This window comes from Mycobacterium sp. AMU20-3851 (assembly GCF_043974665.1).
In the GTDB taxonomy this organism is placed as follows: domain Bacteria; phylum Actinomycetota; class Actinomycetes; order Mycobacteriales; family Mycobacteriaceae; genus Mycobacterium.
The window spans coordinates 2,746,881-2,761,377 of the sequence record NZ_CP146371.1 but is presented as its reverse complement, the minus strand read 5'-3'; the positions used below and the strand labels follow the sequence as shown (position 1 = coordinate 2,761,377).

Annotated in this window: 19 protein-coding genes; 14 read left to right on the top strand and 5 right to left on the bottom strand. The window is 66.0% G+C overall.

The features are described 5' to 3' along the window. Window positions 1–2: 2 nt before the first annotated feature. Entirely contained in the window at window positions 3–635 is a 633-nt protein-coding gene (locus tag V4U86_RS13295; RefSeq protein WP_395311661.1) for a PepSY domain-containing protein, read from the bottom strand. Between the two features lie 663 nt (window positions 636–1,298). On the opposite strand from V4U86_RS13295, the gene V4U86_RS13290 reads away from it, so the two are divergent. Further along, entirely contained in the window at window positions 1,299–1,781 is a 483-nt protein-coding gene (locus tag V4U86_RS13290; protein WP_395311660.1) for an endonuclease VII domain-containing protein, read from the top strand. 175 nt (window positions 1,782–1,956) lie between these two features. After that, the gene (locus V4U86_RS13285; protein WP_395311659.1) at window positions 1,957–2,166 is read left to right on the top strand and encodes a hypothetical protein; all 210 of its coding nucleotides are present in this window, start codon (window positions 1,957–1,959) and stop codon (window positions 2,164–2,166) included. Window positions 2,167–2,174: 8 nt separating this feature from the next. Here the strand turns inward: V4U86_RS13285 and V4U86_RS13280 are convergent, their stop codons facing one another. Next, on the bottom strand, window positions 2,175–2,483 hold the full coding sequence (locus tag V4U86_RS13280) for a hypothetical protein (protein ID WP_395311658.1): 309 nt from the start codon (window positions 2,481–2,483) through the stop codon (window positions 2,175–2,177). A gap of 387 nt (window positions 2,484–2,870) precedes the next feature. On the opposite strand from V4U86_RS13280, the gene V4U86_RS13275 reads away from it, so the two are divergent. Next, window positions 2,871–3,197: a hypothetical protein gene (locus V4U86_RS13275; RefSeq protein WP_395311657.1), complete on the top strand. Its 327-nt coding sequence runs from the start codon at window positions 2,871–2,873 to the stop codon at window positions 3,195–3,197. An 86-nt stretch (window positions 3,198–3,283) separates the two neighbouring features. Continuing rightward, window positions 3,284–3,517 carry a hypothetical protein gene (locus V4U86_RS13270; RefSeq protein ID WP_395311656.1) on the top strand — a complete coding sequence of 78 codons (234 nt, stop codon included), beginning with the start codon at window positions 3,284–3,286 and terminating at the stop codon, window positions 3,515–3,517. Between the two features lie 44 nt (window positions 3,518–3,561). Here the strand turns inward: V4U86_RS13270 and V4U86_RS13265 are convergent, their stop codons facing one another. Then, complete coding sequence (locus tag V4U86_RS13265; RefSeq protein ID WP_395311655.1) at window positions 3,562–4,212, bottom strand: TIGR03086 family metal-binding protein; 651 nt, start codon at window positions 4,210–4,212, stop codon at window positions 3,562–3,564. 107 nt (window positions 4,213–4,319) lie between these two features. Further along, window positions 4,320–5,291 carry an IS481 family transposase gene (locus V4U86_RS13260; protein ID WP_395310371.1) on the bottom strand — a complete coding sequence of 324 codons (972 nt, stop codon included), beginning with the start codon at window positions 5,289–5,291 and terminating at the stop codon, window positions 4,320–4,322. A 109-nt stretch (window positions 5,292–5,400) separates the two neighbouring features. Between V4U86_RS13260 and V4U86_RS13255 the strand changes: the two genes are divergently transcribed. From V4U86_RS13255 to V4U86_RS13215, 9 genes are all read left to right on the top strand, one after another. After that, complete coding sequence (locus tag V4U86_RS13255; protein ID WP_395312030.1) at window positions 5,401–6,324, top strand: helix-turn-helix transcriptional regulator; 924 nt, start codon at window positions 5,401–5,403, stop codon at window positions 6,322–6,324. An 88-nt stretch (window positions 6,325–6,412) separates the two neighbouring features. Further along, window positions 6,413–7,222 carry an LLM class F420-dependent oxidoreductase gene (locus tag V4U86_RS13250; RefSeq protein ID WP_395311654.1) on the top strand — a complete coding sequence of 270 codons (810 nt, stop codon included), beginning with the start codon at window positions 6,413–6,415 and terminating at the stop codon, window positions 7,220–7,222. Between the two features lie 102 nt (window positions 7,223–7,324). After that, a complete protein-coding gene (locus tag V4U86_RS13245) occupies window positions 7,325–9,001 on the top strand; it encodes a GMC family oxidoreductase (RefSeq protein ID WP_425590834.1) in 1,677 nt (558 codons plus the stop codon). Between the two features lie 77 nt (window positions 9,002–9,078). Next, entirely contained in the window at window positions 9,079–9,489 is a 411-nt protein-coding gene (locus tag V4U86_RS13240; protein ID WP_395311652.1) for a nuclear transport factor 2 family protein, read from the top strand. 201 nt (window positions 9,490–9,690) lie between these two features. Beyond that, window positions 9,691–10,446: a cysteine hydrolase gene (locus V4U86_RS13235; RefSeq protein WP_395311651.1), complete on the top strand. Its 756-nt coding sequence runs from the start codon at window positions 9,691–9,693 to the stop codon at window positions 10,444–10,446. Then, window positions 10,446–11,129: an AmiS/UreI family transporter gene (locus V4U86_RS13230; protein WP_395312029.1), complete on the top strand. Its 684-nt coding sequence runs from the start codon at window positions 10,446–10,448 to the stop codon at window positions 11,127–11,129. Before V4U86_RS13235 ends, V4U86_RS13230 begins: the two co-directional genes overlap by 1 nt. A gap of 51 nt (window positions 11,130–11,180) precedes the next feature. Next, window positions 11,181–11,633 (top strand): MOSC domain-containing protein, encoded by a 453-nt coding sequence (locus tag V4U86_RS13225; RefSeq protein ID WP_395311650.1) that lies wholly within the window; start codon window positions 11,181–11,183, stop codon window positions 11,631–11,633. A gap of 39 nt (window positions 11,634–11,672) precedes the next feature. Next, a complete protein-coding gene (locus V4U86_RS13220; RefSeq protein ID WP_395311649.1) occupies window positions 11,673–12,002 on the top strand; it encodes an ArsR/SmtB family transcription factor in 330 nt (109 codons plus the stop codon). 6 nt (window positions 12,003–12,008) lie between these two features. Then, window positions 12,009–12,482: an SRPBCC domain-containing protein gene (locus tag V4U86_RS13215; protein WP_395311648.1), complete on the top strand. Its 474-nt coding sequence runs from the start codon at window positions 12,009–12,011 to the stop codon at window positions 12,480–12,482. 59 nt (window positions 12,483–12,541) lie between these two features. Here V4U86_RS13215 and V4U86_RS13210 read toward each other — a convergent pair whose 3' ends face one another. Continuing rightward, window positions 12,542–13,498 carry a TauD/TfdA dioxygenase family protein gene (locus V4U86_RS13210; protein WP_395311647.1) on the bottom strand — a complete coding sequence of 319 codons (957 nt, stop codon included), beginning with the start codon at window positions 13,496–13,498 and terminating at the stop codon, window positions 12,542–12,544. A 79-nt stretch (window positions 13,499–13,577) separates the two neighbouring features. Between V4U86_RS13210 and V4U86_RS13205 the strand changes: the two genes are divergently transcribed. Beyond that, a complete protein-coding gene (locus V4U86_RS13205; RefSeq protein ID WP_395311646.1) occupies window positions 13,578–14,300 on the top strand; it encodes an IclR family transcriptional regulator in 723 nt (240 codons plus the stop codon). Window positions 14,301–14,497 lie beyond the last annotated feature (197 nt).

Here is a 14,497-nt window from a genome sequence, read left to right as displayed (position 1 = left end):
TCCTAAGATCGGGTCGCCGCGCGTGTCTCGACATCGACGTCGACATCGGCATCATTGTCGACGCCTCCGGGCGTGCGGATGTCGACCGAGTACCGCTGGCGTCCGTCGTCGAACTCCAGCGCCCACGACTCGACGGAGCCGGGCACCAGCGCGGTTGCCAGGCCGAGTGCGTCCATGGGCGGCAACCTCCGCGGGTCGACGGCCACCGGATTCGACGATTCCTGGTCGCGCTCGTCGGCAAGCACCCGTGCGGACTGCGCGTCGATTTTGATCTCACGCTGCTCGGTGGCGTTCTGTGAGTCGATCTTCCACACCCAGGCATTGGTTGAGCGATCGAACTCGAGCTCGATCTTGGTGATCGTGCCACCGGGTGCCGCATCGCCGGCGACCGAGAGCGCCCGGTCGAGGTCCACCGGGAAGGTTGCCGTGGCGAGGTCCGCATCCGGGCCGAGCGCCGCGTCGGGAGCCTGGGTCGCGCTCGTCTGCGTGGTCGAGGCGACCTCCGAACTGGCCGCCGACGTGGCGCTCGACTGCGATGTCGCATCACCGTCTCCCGACGAGCATGCAGACAGCACCACGATGCCGGCTACGGCAAGAGCGGACAGCGGGATCACCGACGCGGCATGCTTGGTCATCCGAGGTCTATAGCCAGTCCGATGGCGGCACAAACCTTGCCCGGGTGACCATCGAAAGGTCCTGCACAGCAACAGATTACGAGCAGCCAGCCGCCCCCCATTTCGTCACAGTGACGTTTCGTCATGAGTGCCCGGCACACGTCTGCAGGGGGAGTTCTCCGGCGTCGGGTCCGCCATGCGTCGGGCGGAGGACGCCGGGTCAGGTCGTCCGTGAGCTGCAGCCGCAGCGGTCGGCGCGCCCGCGACGTTGGCCATGCGGCCACGAGCCGCACACCGCGGTGCGCAATGTCGTTGCGTCTCAGCAGTATTCGTCACAGTGACGTATTGCGGGTAGATGGGCCGGAGAGGGTGTGGACGCATGGGCGGGACTCGATGCCGGGCCTGGACCGCCGGCGGGCTGGCGTGCCATCGGCGATCGGGCCCGCGGGTTCGCCCGGTTCGAGAGCTGGACGTCGGACCCCGTCGATCCACAGGGTGCGCAGACTGCAGGGCAGCGGCATTCCTCGGTAGGTTCGCGTCGGCGTCAACAGCGGACGCTGAGGGTGCGGAAAATGCACGCCAGGTCTGCCGGCGCCGAATCTTCACCACCGACCAGCAGGCACTGCACTTCGCCGATAATCTACACTATGTCAACTTGTCGGTACGTCCTGGCACGCTAGGAACATGCTTACCCCCGCTGTCGCATCCGACGAAGCATTGACGCGTTGCGGTGGATGCGCCGAGTTGAAAACGCGAAAACAAATTGTGCGCGTCAAACCCGCTCCGTTATGCACGGCCTGCTACCAGCGGGCTCGTAGACTTCTTCAAGATCCCAAAGAGATTCGACGCGCGAATCTGTGGGCTAAGTATCGAATTACGCCCGAGGAATATGACTCGTTGCGGCAGGCACAAGACTGCCGTTGCGCCATCTGCGGACGCAGAGAATCCGCAATCGATCTTGATCGTGTCGGCGGCCGTCCCCGCGCTGATGGTAGACCGCTCGCAAAGATGCCCCTCGCCGTCGATCATGATCACGCCACCGGAGCAGTTCGTGGCTTGTTATGCCCGTCGTGTAACGCTGGGCTGGGAGCGTTCGGCGATGATCCAATCCGTTTGGCCGCAGCGATTTCCTACCTCCGCACACACCTATCCCCGGACCCGGCATAGGTCGTTCAACTCATAGTCAACCCGCTGGGGTCGCCGAGTGCATGCGGTGGTGCAGACCGCGCCCGGCCCCAACACGCCGAGTGAACAAGAGGTCAAGACTTAGCGCGGACGCGCCGGTTGTCGATCCCGCACACACAGCCCCGCCCCACGGGTGATCCGCCCGTAGGCTCACGACATGCACGACGTGACTCAGGCCAGCGCAGCGACGGCAGCAACGCTGACGGCGGCGCTCGCGGTCTATGCAGCGCTGATCCTCATCGGTATTGCGGTGGCACTCGCTGCCGCCCGCCAGCGGCGGCGCCGTCGGGCCATAGTCGCCGCGACGCTGGTTGGAGCGTTGACGGTGGGTGGTCTGGTCATCGCGATCATCAGCAGCATCTCCTGAATCGCCGCCTAGGTGGTGGCGGTGTTCCCAAGCCTGCCGACCTTCGCCTGGTTTACGAATCCCGTCGGGATGACCTCCAAAGCCGAATCGATCAGACGCTCCAGGTTCTCGAAGTCTCCCGCTCCCATCGTCAGCCAGATGTCGAGGGCGGTGAACATCGCCGAACTGATGATCTCCGCACGCAGCCGGTCGCCGAGCAGCGCCTGTAGGTCGTCGCCGTCGGCACCGCCTCGGCACGGGCTCAGGTGCTGGAAGAACCCGAACGAGACGTCTGCCTGAACACGCCGCAAGTGGGTGTTGATGACATCGACTTCCACTTCACGAGAACACAATTGCGCGATCTCCAGCAGCGCGGTGTCGTATGGAAAGGACTCCGGACCTACCCGAAATCCGCCTCAACGCGGTCGCTCGCGGTCCCCACGGCCGCCCACCCACCGTCCCTAAGGATCGGACATGAATGAGATCCGCTACGGCATGAGGCCCCGAAACGGCGCCACGCACGAACGCTGCTGCGTACAGTACGGTGGCGGCGGGCTCGATCAGCCTGCAATTCTGAAGTTAGGTCAACGCGATGGCCGTACTGCAGCACGCCGTCCCGGTCGCCACCCTGATCTTCGTCGTCTCGAGCATGTTGGCAATGGGACTGGGACTCACGTTCCGCGCAATCACCGCCCCACCGCCTGTCCAGCCTCGGTCTGATCGCCGTGGTGATACTGCTGGTGGTGGTCAACTTCCACAACGTGCTCTCGGTGCTCGGCACCCGCGCCATCCTGGCCGGCGTGCTATTCATCGGCATCGGCTACGCGCTGGGTTGGGCGCTGGGCGGCCCGGCCGCCACGACCCGGCCCGTGCTGGGTTTGGGCACCGCCCAACGCAACATCGCCGCCGCACTGGTGGTCGGCGGACAAAGCTTCACCGACCCCACCGTGGTGGTCATGGTCGTGGTCGTGGCCATCGTCAGCCTGCTGGTCCTGCTGCCGTTGTCGCGGCGGCTTGCGACCCGAACCCCGGCCGACGATAGGCCAGGTTAGTCCATTCGGGCGCCGACATCCGCCCCGCGGCGCCGATTTCGATCCAACGGGGTTTGCGGACGCACGGCCTCGGGCAAGATCAACTCATGCGCAATCTCTCACTTCGTTCGACCGCCGCCGTTCTTACGGCCGCCCCCATTGCTGCCCTGTCGTTGTTCGCCGCCGGGACAGCTTCGGCAGCACCCCTGAACTGCGTCAACGGCCAGTTCTGGGATCCGATCACCAACACCTGCCAGACGCCGCGTCCCGCGGAGAACTGTCCACCCGGCCAGTACTGGAACGCCTTGTCCAATGTCTGCCGACCGGTGGGTCTGCTGTAGCTCCCTTCTCCGCCTGGACAAGCTTGTGGCCCAGTGGTTTTGAGTCAGGCTCGGCCGAACGGATCCCGCCCGTTCCACGCGACGAGGCGCTCAATGGGCCGGGCGCCGTCGGAGATCGGAACTGCCTCGGCGAACGGGACGGCGACCGTGTCGAGGCCCCTCGCGGATGAGATCTCCGCGTAGAGAGCTCGGCGGTTCTCGGCCGGGAGGATCCGGCGGGCCGCCTCGAGCGCCGCGTCGACGACGGTGTCGTCCCAGTCCGGCTGCTGACCGGTTGCCGTCGCGAGATCCCACGTGTGCACGGTCAGCTCGGAGAAATAGGTCGCCAGCACCTCGGCGCCGCTGCCCTCGACCCAGGGCAGTGCCATGGATCGTTCGAGTACGAGGTCGTCGCTCCAGGCCTCTGCGGCTCGCCTCGCCGCCTCCCACCACGCATCCGACCAGCGGTCGTCGGCCACAGGAATCTCGGTCACAGCGAAGGGGTCTTGGCCGTTGCCGAGCGCAGCAACCCGGTCCAGAACGCCCACGAGGTGGGCGAGCAGCACTCGGACACTCATGTCTGTACATGGTGTCGGGGCCGTGAGTTGCTCGGTCCGGATACCGGCAATGACGACCCCGCAGGTGGCGATGGCACGGTCGAAGATTCGCCGGGGATCCTCGCGGTGGTCGGTGACGGAACTGGTCGGTGTGGTCATGGGCGCCATTGTGCCGACCTAAAGCGGTCACCTTATGGCCAGTTTGATGTGCGAGTGTGGTTGCATGCGAGCCGACCGGCTAGTTGTTGTGACCTGACAGGTTGTTGTCAGGCGGCGAGTCTGGTGATGGGTGGTTTCCCGCCGAGGGCGGAGTGGCCTCGTTGAGTGTTGTATCGGCGCAGGAATCGGTCAAGTGCTCGTTTGCGGACGCTGCTGGAGGTCCAGGGTCGGGCGTAGGCCCATTCATTGAGCAGGGTCCGGTTGAAACGCTCGGCTTTCCCGTTGGTCCAGGGGCAGCCGGGCTTGATGAACCTGCGTCGCAGTCCCCAGGCCGTGCACACCCAGCCCCAATTGGTGCCGCGCCGGTAGACCAAAGCGTTGTCCGTCAGCAGCCGCCGCACCCGCACACCGTGGCCGGCGAACCACACCATCGCTCGGTGCAAGAATCCTGCGCACGTGAGGTCTTTCTCGTCGGGCAGTACTTCGCTGTATGCCAGCCTGGTGCGGTCATCGATCGCGGTGTGCACATAGTCATAGCCGATCTTGGTCTTCTTGTGCCGGTTGGCAACTGACACCTTCGCGTCGCGGCCGTGCAGGCGCCACCCGCCACCTTTGGGGATGCGTCCCAACTTTTTGACATCGACGTGGACCATTGCTCCTGGGGTGCGGTACTCATAGCGGTTGGGGCTGCGCCGCGACGAGCGCACCGGCTGCCCCGTGATCGGGTCGATCGCACTCAAGTGCGGCACCTGATGGCGCGCCAAGATCCGGCCTACCGTCGAGGCGTGCATCCCGAGCTCGGCGGCCAGCACGACCGCGCCGCGCTTGCGGCGCTGCCGAGCTCTGAGCACTGTGCGCTCGACGTGTGCACTGGTGCGCGTCGGCATCCGGTGCGGACGCGAGGACCGGTCGGCCAACGCCTCCTCACCGCCCTCTCGATGGCGGCGCAGCCACTTATAGACCGTGGCCCGCGAAATGCCCAGTTGTTCAGCGACATGAGCTGGCGGCCAGCCCGCGGCGACACGCTCCACGATCAAGCGACGTGCGAACAGGTTGGTGCGGGCGTTAACGTGAGACACGAGGACCTCCTACGGATAGATGCCAGACACATCCACTCCGTCAGGAGGTCCTCCCCATTTCAAGCCGCCACGCCGTCAACAACCTCCAAGGTCACAACACCTAGTCGCCATCCTCCTGCTGCTGCAACAGCGCGCGCAGGTCACCGCAGCGGAGGTCGCGCTCGAGTTGGAGGTGTCCGAGCGCACCGCCCGCCGCGACCTCGAAGCGTTGAGTGCAGCCGGCGTGCCGGTGTACTCCGCGCCGGGCCGAGGGGGCGGGTGGCGCCTGCTGGGCGGCGCACGTACCGACCTGTCCGGGCTGACCGCAAGCGAGGCTCGCGCGCTGTTCCTGGTAGCCGGCCCGGCCTCGGCAGCAACCCCAGGTGTGAAGGCCGCTCTGCGCAAGCTCGTGCGCGCGCTGCCCGAACCCTTCCGGGAGCAGGCCGAGGCGGCCGCGGCGTCAGTCGTCATAGATCCACGACACTGGGGATCCAGCCCGGTCGAGCCGCGACCGCCCCGGTTTCTAGACGAACTTCAAGAGGCAGTGATCCGCGGCGTCCAGGCACGGCTCGGTTACGTCGACCGCAATGGCTCGCAGACCGCGCGGACCGTCCATCCACTCGGCATCGTCGCCAAGGGCCCGACGTGGTACCTGGTCTCCAGTACGGAAGCCGGTCCACGGACCTTCAGGATCGACCGTGTCTCCTCGGTCGAGTTGACCGACGAGCCCGTCCGACGCCCGCCGGGATTCGACCTTGCCGAGAGCTGGCGCGAGATCGCCGACGAGGTCGACCGGAAGCGCACTCCCCTCGAAGCCAAAGCGATGTGCGCCCCCGACGGGCTCGTCCTGCTCCGGAGAATGCTCGGTGGCCGTCTCGAAGTCGGCGGATCCGCGCCCGACGGCCGGATCGAGGTCGTGATCCGTGGCCGCGACGAATACGCCCTCGCGGGCGAACTTGCCTGGCTCAGTGCATGGCTCGAAGTCACTGGCCCGCAGGGCGTGCGCGACCACCTCGCGTCGATCGGGCGTGCGCTGGTAGCGCGCTACAGCTGAGCCGGGTGCCCCCAGCGGATCCGGAATAAACCAGGCAATCACAGGCTTGCCCCGAGGGTCGCCTCTCCCATGACCTAGGAGCATCTCCATGACCCGTCCCGTCCGCGTCGCCGTACAGATCCAGCCCGGCGGCACCCCCGACTACCGCACGTGGCGCGACGCCGTTCTGGCCGCGGACGACCTCGGCGTCGACGTCATCTTCGGTTACGACCACTTCCACCGCCCGGCGATGAAGGGCATCGTCGACGGCAAGCCCGTCATGTATGACGAGCAGCCCGACGTCTCCAACTTCGAGGGCTGGACCGCGCTCGCGTCGTGGGGCGAGATCACCTCACACGCCGAGATCGGGCTGCTCGTCACCGGCGTCGGCTACCGCAACCCGGACCTGCTCGCCGACATGGCGCGCACCGTCGACCACATCAGCGGCGGACGACTCATCCTGGGACTGGGCGCTGGCTGGTACGAAAAGGACTACACCACCTACGGTTACGACTTCGGGACCTTCGGCTCCCGCTTCGACCTGTTCGACGAGAGCCTGATCCGCATCGAGAACCGGCTCGCCGCGCTGATTCCCCCGCCTGTGCGCAAGCTACCGATCCTGATCGGTGGCACGGGACCCAAGCGCTCACTTCCCGCCGTCGCCAGACACGCCGACATCTGGCACGCATTCCAGGACCTCGACGCGTTCCGTCGATCCAGCGACCTTGTCGACGAGCTGGCTGCAGAGTTCGGCCGCAACGGTGCCGATATCGAACGCTCGACACTTTGGGAGAACGAAGACAGCGCCGCTGCTTTCCGCGAGGCCGGCGTGACGCTGTTCCAGACCGAGCTCGGCGCTGACAATGGGTATGACCTCACCTCGCTCAAGGAGGTAATTGCCTGGCGGGACAACGGGTGAGCTGGGACAGCACGCACGGGAATGCACCGGGCCGGACCGTCATCGCGCAAACTAGGACACGCAATGAAGCGCAATGGAGGTGCGGTGCCGGACATAAACCATGTGGCCGAATTCGACTACATCATCGTGGGCGCAGGCAGTGCGGGCTGCCTGCTCGCCAACCGGCTCAGTGCCAACCCTGACCATCGGGTGCTGCTGGTCGAGGCCGGTGGCAAGGACAACTGGTTCTGGATCAAGGTGCCGGTGGGTTACCTGTACACCATCGCCAACCCCCGCACCGACTGGTGCTTCACCACCGAACCCGATCCGGGCCTGGCCGGTCGCAGCATCCTCTACGCACGCGGCCGCGTGATCGGCGGCTGCTCGTCGATCAACGCCATGATCCACATGCGCGGACAGGCCAGCGATTACGAACTGTGGGCACAGGCCACCGGCGACGAACGATGGCTGTGGGACGGCGCCGACGGTCCAGGCGAGACGCTGGCCATCTACAAAGAGTTGGAACACTATTTCGGCGGCGCCGACGAATGGCACGGCACCGGCGGGGAGATCCGGGTCGAGCGGCCCCGCGTGCGGTGGAAGATTCTGGACGCCTGGCAGGCCGCGGCCGCCGAGCTGGGCATCGAGCCGAAAGAAGAATTCAACCGGGGTGACAACTCGGGCAGCGCGTATTTCCACGTCAACCAGAAGCGCGGCCGGCGCTGGTCGATGGCCGACGCATTCCTGCACCCGATCTCCCACCGCCCGAATCTCACTGTCTACACCCACACACAGGCCTTGCAGCTGTTGATGGACGACCAGGTCCGTGGCGATCAGCGCCACGGCGCCTGGACCACCGCGCGGCACCGCGCCACCGGTGTGCGGCTGCTCAAAGACGGGCAGACCGTCGACGTCCGCGCGCGCCGCGAGGTGATCCTGAGCGCCGGTGCCGTCGGCTCGCCGCATCTGATGCAGGTCTCGGGTCTGGGCCCGGCCGATCTGCTCGCCCAGCATCAGGTGCCGGTGGCCGTCGACCTGCCCGGCGTCGGCGAGAACCTGCAGGACCACCTCCAGATCCGCAGCGTCTACCGAATCCAGGGCGCCCGAACCGTCAACACGTTGTACCGGAACTGGATCACCCGGGCCGGCATGGGAATTCAGTATGCGCTGCTGCGCTCCGGGCCCATGACCATGCCGCCGTCCACACTCGGAGCATTCGCCAAGAGCGACCCCTCGTTGGCCAGCCCCGACATGGAATGGCACGTGCAACCGCTGTCCCTGCCGAAGTTCGGCGAAGCGCTGCACCCGTTTGCCGCCATCACGCCCTCGGTCTGCAATCTGCGCCCCACCTCGCGGGGCCATGTACGGATGGCCACCGCGGATCCGCTGACCAGCCCCAAGATCCTCTGCAACTACCTGTCCACCGACGCCGATCGCGAGATCGCCGTGCGCGGCCTCCGAATGACCCGGCAGATCATGGCGGCTCCGGCCCTGGCCCGCTACGCCCCGGAAGAGATGCTTCCCGGACCACAACTGGTGAGCGACGAAGACCTGCGGGCGGCAGCCGGTGAACTCGGTACGACGATCTTCCATCCGGTGGGCACCTGCGCGATGGGAGCCTTCGACAACCGCGGTCTGCCGCGGTCAGCAGGCACGGTACTCGACACCGACTGTCGGGTGTACCGCGTCGCGGGGCTCCGCGTGGTCGATGCGTCGGCGATGCCCACGATTACATCCGGGAACACCAACGCGCCGGTGATGCTGATCGCGGAGCGGGCGGCGCGGGCGATCCTGGCGTGAGTGGGGGTCACGCCCACTCCCCTTCGATTACCTGTCACGTAAAAGTCAAACTCCAGAACGTTTGTCATACTCCTGGCATGGACACCCGCGAGACGGTCACCGAGTTGCTGCGTCGGATCGCTGCCGGCGACCCGACGAAGATCGCGGAGCTGTATGCCGAACGGATCTCGTGGAAGCTGAACTGGCCGGCCGGTGACTACACGGACACCGTCCCCTGGATCCGACAACGATCGACGCGTGCCGGTGTCGCCGAACACTTCCGGCTCATCGCCGATCACCACATCGCGGATCAAAGCTCCGCCGACGTACATTCCGTGTTGGTCGACGGCGCGGATGCCATCGTGCTCGGAGACTTCCACAACACCGCCAAATCCACCGGCCGCAGTTACGATGCCGCCTTCGCACTGCACCTCACCGTTGAGAACGGGTTGATCACCCGCCACCACGTCTACGAGGACAGCCTTTCGGTGCTACGGGCGTTCGCTTAGACCGCCCTGTTCCGCACTTCCTCAACACTGAGCCCTTGCACCAATTCGCGTCGCTGTCTTGATCCGGCGGATTTTAAGTACTCGTTCGGCGGCCCCGCCATGCCAGTCTTTATCCGGGCGTGTATCACACACGTAACACGGCGTGTCGTCGGCTCCCCTGCCGCCCCACGCCTGGCCCCACGTCGACGAGAGAGCCGATCCATGACCGCCACCTTCGAAACCGCGCAACGACCCACTCCCCTGGATCCAGTCGAATTGGACTCCACCACAGCAGGATTCCCGTCGAGCAACATCGATTCGATCCCGCCCCTGGCCAAGCACTGGCAGGAACTCGACTTTCGCGAGATCCTCAGCCGGCCGGCCGCCTTCTTGTCGGTGAGCCAATCGAACTCGCTGTACAAACCAGGCGGGGTGCAGTACGGCGAGGGGCACGCCCTGCGCGGCAGTCTGGAGGCGACGGTGAAGTCAGTCCGGGCTGCCCGGAAGGCACCGAACTTCGTCTCTTTCAACTGGGTCGGCTTCTCGGTGTTCCGGGACAGTTATCCGCAGACCGACTTCGACCGCGTCCAATACCGTGGCTGGACGGGCCATATCGACGCCACGCCGGAACAGATCGCATGGGATGACGCGCTCGTCGGCGAACTGCGGGACCTGGTGGAGCCCGGTGACAACGAATTGTTCGAGAAGGCATTGCAGACCGCCTTCGTGGGCACCGATCTGCCCCTCACCCTGAGCCGACAGAAGGTCGAGGTGGTGGTGATCACCGGGATCCACCTCGACTGGTGCATCGAAGGGAACGCACGCGCCGCGCGCGATCACGGGTTGCTGCCGATCATCATCGGAGACGCCACGGGTGCAGTCCACCCCGACCAGGAACCAGATGCCTTCCGGCGCATCAACGACTTCTTCGCGCCGGTGATCACATCCGAGCAGTTCGTGCAGTGGGTGAGCCACTGATGGGGAACGTCGGACTTCTCCTGGTCGGCGTCGTCCTACTGGTCAACGGCCTGGTGTCCATCGGGATCGTCGCCCCGCGCAGCGCCGCACCGCTGAACTTCTTCGTCGGTGCAGCGCAGGTCATTCTGCCGACCTTGGTCATCCTGCAAGCGGACGGCGATGCGGTCGTCGTCGACGGGGCCTGGCCGAGCCTGCTGTTCGGCTTCACCTACCTGTGGTTCGGCCTGATCCAGGTCTACGATCTCGAGCCACAGGGGTTCGGCTGGTACAGCGCGTTCGTCGCGGCGATCGCCGCGTTCCACGCGGCGAAGAGCATCGGGACCGATCCGGTGTTCGCGGTGATCTGGGCGACCTGGGCCCTCATGTGGACGCTCTTCTTCGTCCTGCTCGGCCTGGGCGTGACCCGGATCCGCGCCTTCGATGTCGGCCGCTTCACCGGATGGGTGCTGATCCTGCTCGGGGTCCCGACATGCACGCTGCCGGCCATCTTCCTGCTCAACGGCGTCTGGACGGTGTCCCCGGCCGCCGGTGCGGTGGCGTTGATCGCTCTGGTTGCAGCACTGGGCATCTCGGCGATACTGACGGTGCGCCCGGACAACACCGCCCGGCCGCCCGTTTCCCCTCAGGCCGAGACCGAAGTGGAACTCGAGAAGGAAGAAGCACCCGTCCCCCAGCCCGTGTGACGATGTTCCAGCCCGAGAGGCGGCATCCGTCGAGACCTAGACTGGCTCACCGTGCAGATCGTCGCCATCCACATCGCCCCGGGCCGGAAGGTGCCGACGCGTTCGGTCGCGATGGTCGACGCCGAGGCCGGCAAGGGTCTGGTCGGCGACCGGTATCACGGCGCCAAGCACCGACACGTCACCCTGCAGTCGCGCGAACTCCTGGACCGAGCGGCGGCTGATCTCGGCCATCCCATCGACTCCGGAGCCACCCGGCGCAATCTGACCGTCGACGCCGGGGAGATTCCGACCAAGCCCGGGGACAGGGTTCGCATCGGTGACGTCGAACTCGAAGTGGTGCGCATCGCCGCACCGTGCCGACTGCTGGACGACTGGATCGCGCCCGGTGCCGCGGCGGCGATGCACCGGCGTGGCGGCACGGTCTTCCGGATCCTGACCTCCGGGCCGATCCGGGTCGGCGATGACGTGGACGTCCTGCGCACCTGCGACACCGGCAACACTTAGCCCTTGCGCTAAGTATTGAGGCGGTGAATACTTAGCCGCGTGGCACAGTTTTCGGCCGAACTCGACGACGTCTTCCAGGCACTGGCCGACCCGACCAGACGCGCCGTGATCCATCGACTCGGACGAGGACCGGCAAGTGTCGGCGATCTGGCCCGCGATGCCACCATCACACTCCCCTCGTTCATGAAGCACGTCCGCATCCTCGAGTCGACCGGGCTGATCCACACGTCCAAGACCGGCCGGGTACGCACCTGCAACCTCAACCGCGATCGACTCGCGATCCTCGAGGACTGGCTGGCTCAGCAGCGCCGCATCTGGCTGGACCGCACCGACCGCCTGCAGCACTTCGTCACCGACCCGGAGGAGTAGCACGACATGAACCCCGATCTGGACCTGAGCATCCATCGCATCATCCGCGCCCCCCGCAAGACGGTATGGGAAGCATGGACCGACCCCGCGAAGCTGGCACAGTGGTGGATTCCGTCACCGATGCTGTGCCGAGTCGAACGGCTGGAGGTCCGGCCGGGCGGCGCGTTCGTGACGCAGATGAGCGAGGACGACGGCCGAACCTTCCTCCCACACCTGGATGCGTGCTTCCTGCTGGTGGAGGAGTTCGAACGCCTGGTGCTCACCAACGCCGTCGACAGCACCTGGCGTCCGGCGTCCCCGGCTCCGATCGCGATGACGGCCGAGGTGAGCATGCGCGACCACGCCGAGGGCACCGACTACCGCATCGTCGCGCGTCACGCCGATCCCGCTGCCCGGGACAAGCATGCCGAACTCGGTTTCGCCGACGGGTGGGGCACCGTGGCCGACCAGCTCGCGCGCCTCGCGGAAAGCGGGAACTGACACTGAGCGAAACGCAACATGCCGTGGGGATTACGGCAGCTCTGGCAACAACGGCGCTGTCAGACCGTCATCTCCAGAATCTTGTGACCCCGTACGTTGCCTTCGAAGTAGCCCAGGCCGTAGTCACCCTGAATTGTGGTGCGGTGCATGACACGGGGCTCATCCGGGTCGTGGCCACTGACGGCGTGCAGCATCCGCAAGTTGTCCCAGATGATCATGTCGGTGGGGCGCCACGTGTGGAAGTAGGGCTTGATCACGGACAGCATCTCCGTGCAGACGGCTTCCAGCAGATCGTCCCCGCCCGATGTCTCGTCACCTTCGATCCCGGCCGCCATCCACGGTGAGACGTGCAGAACCTTCTCGCCGGTGTCCCGCGTCCATACCGCGGGATGCACGGCCCGTGGCAGATTCTTGCCGTAGTCGATCGTCTTCTGCAGCGCGGCGTGCGGCTGGATCTCACGGAACCCATCGGCAAGGCCGAACCGCATGTCCGCGAAGCGCAGATTCAGGGTGTACAGAATGTTGCGGCCCTCGATCTGCCGGCGTAGCTCCGCCGGGAGCAGCTTGTACAGCTCGATCCCGTCGGCGAATCCGGTCTCACCCCCTGCACTGACACCGGTCACGCAGCGCAGCACGCCGGCCAGGTTCAGTTCATTGTTGTAGCAGTGGTCGAAATGCCAGGGCAGCCACGACGTGACCGCCTTACCGTCGACCTCCACGATGTTTCCTTCACGCGGCGCCTGACCGATCTCGATCACTCCCGGATGCAGCGCTCCCCCGGCCCGCGGCACGGTCGGGACCGGGTGGTCCTTCAACGGACCGAAGACCTTGCTGATCTCGACCTGCAACCTGCCGTCGGGCACCACGTCCTCGAACAGGATCATCCCGCGCTCCCGGAAGATCCGGCGCAGACGCTCGCGAACCTGCTCATCCTCAAGCACCGCGAGCGTGACACCGGTGATGCGCACCCCGAACGAAAGGTCGTCGCGCAACGGTCGGACATGGATCGATGGCATGACAGGTTCCTCCCAGTCCGTCCAATTGTGTCATTATTTGATATGCTAGATCACTATCTAACGTTAGCGAGGTTTCCGGATGGCCGTCAAGGGCAGTTCCACCGCTGCGCGCGTACTGACCGTGTTCGAGGCCGTGGCGGCGAACCAGCCGGTCGGCGTCGCCGCGCTGTCACGCACGCTGGGAATCGACAAGAGCGCCGTGCAACGTGCCCTCGTGACGCTCGCGGACCAGGGCTGGATCCAGGAGCGCGATGAGCAGATGACCCGGTGGGAAATCACCCCGCGCATCCTGACCATCGCGCACAGCTCACGAGCCAAGGCCGACCTGAGGCACGCGATCCAGCTGACGCTCGACCGGCTCGCGGTAGAGACCGGCGAAACGGCGATCTTCAACGAGCCCGACGGCCCTCGGCTGGTGGTGTCGCAGGTCGCGGAGAGCCGCCAGGCCTTGCGGATGGTGCCGCGCATCGGATCCGACGTCCCCGCCCGCACCAGCGCCACCGGCCGGGTCTTGTTGCCCCACCTGAGCCCGGAGCGTCAAACCGAATTACTCGGCGACGCGCCCGACGCCGAGTTTCTGGAAGTGCTCGACGCGTGCCGCGTCCGCGGCTATGCGGCCAGCAGCGAAGTGGATGCCCCCTCGATGACCATCGCCGCCCCGGTGTTCGACGTCGACGGCCGCCCGATCGGCGCGGTGGCGATCAGCGGTCCGATCGAGCGGATGCCGCCCGACAGCCACCCGCAGCTGGCCCGAATGGTCTGCCAGGCAGCAAATGTGCTGTCACACAACGCCGCACGCTGAAGCCGGTCGCTGGTCAACGGCCGACGCCGGCACCGCGTCGGTATAGAACCGCATCCGTTCGCGCAGGGCTGCGGGTCTATTCCGAAGTCGCCGGCCTTGACATGGTGGGCAGCGTAGGTGAGTGGGGTGCCGCGGCGTGGTCAGCACACCGAAACGTTCGCGTCACGCTGATCGCAAGCGTGGTCTCGGGCGGCACA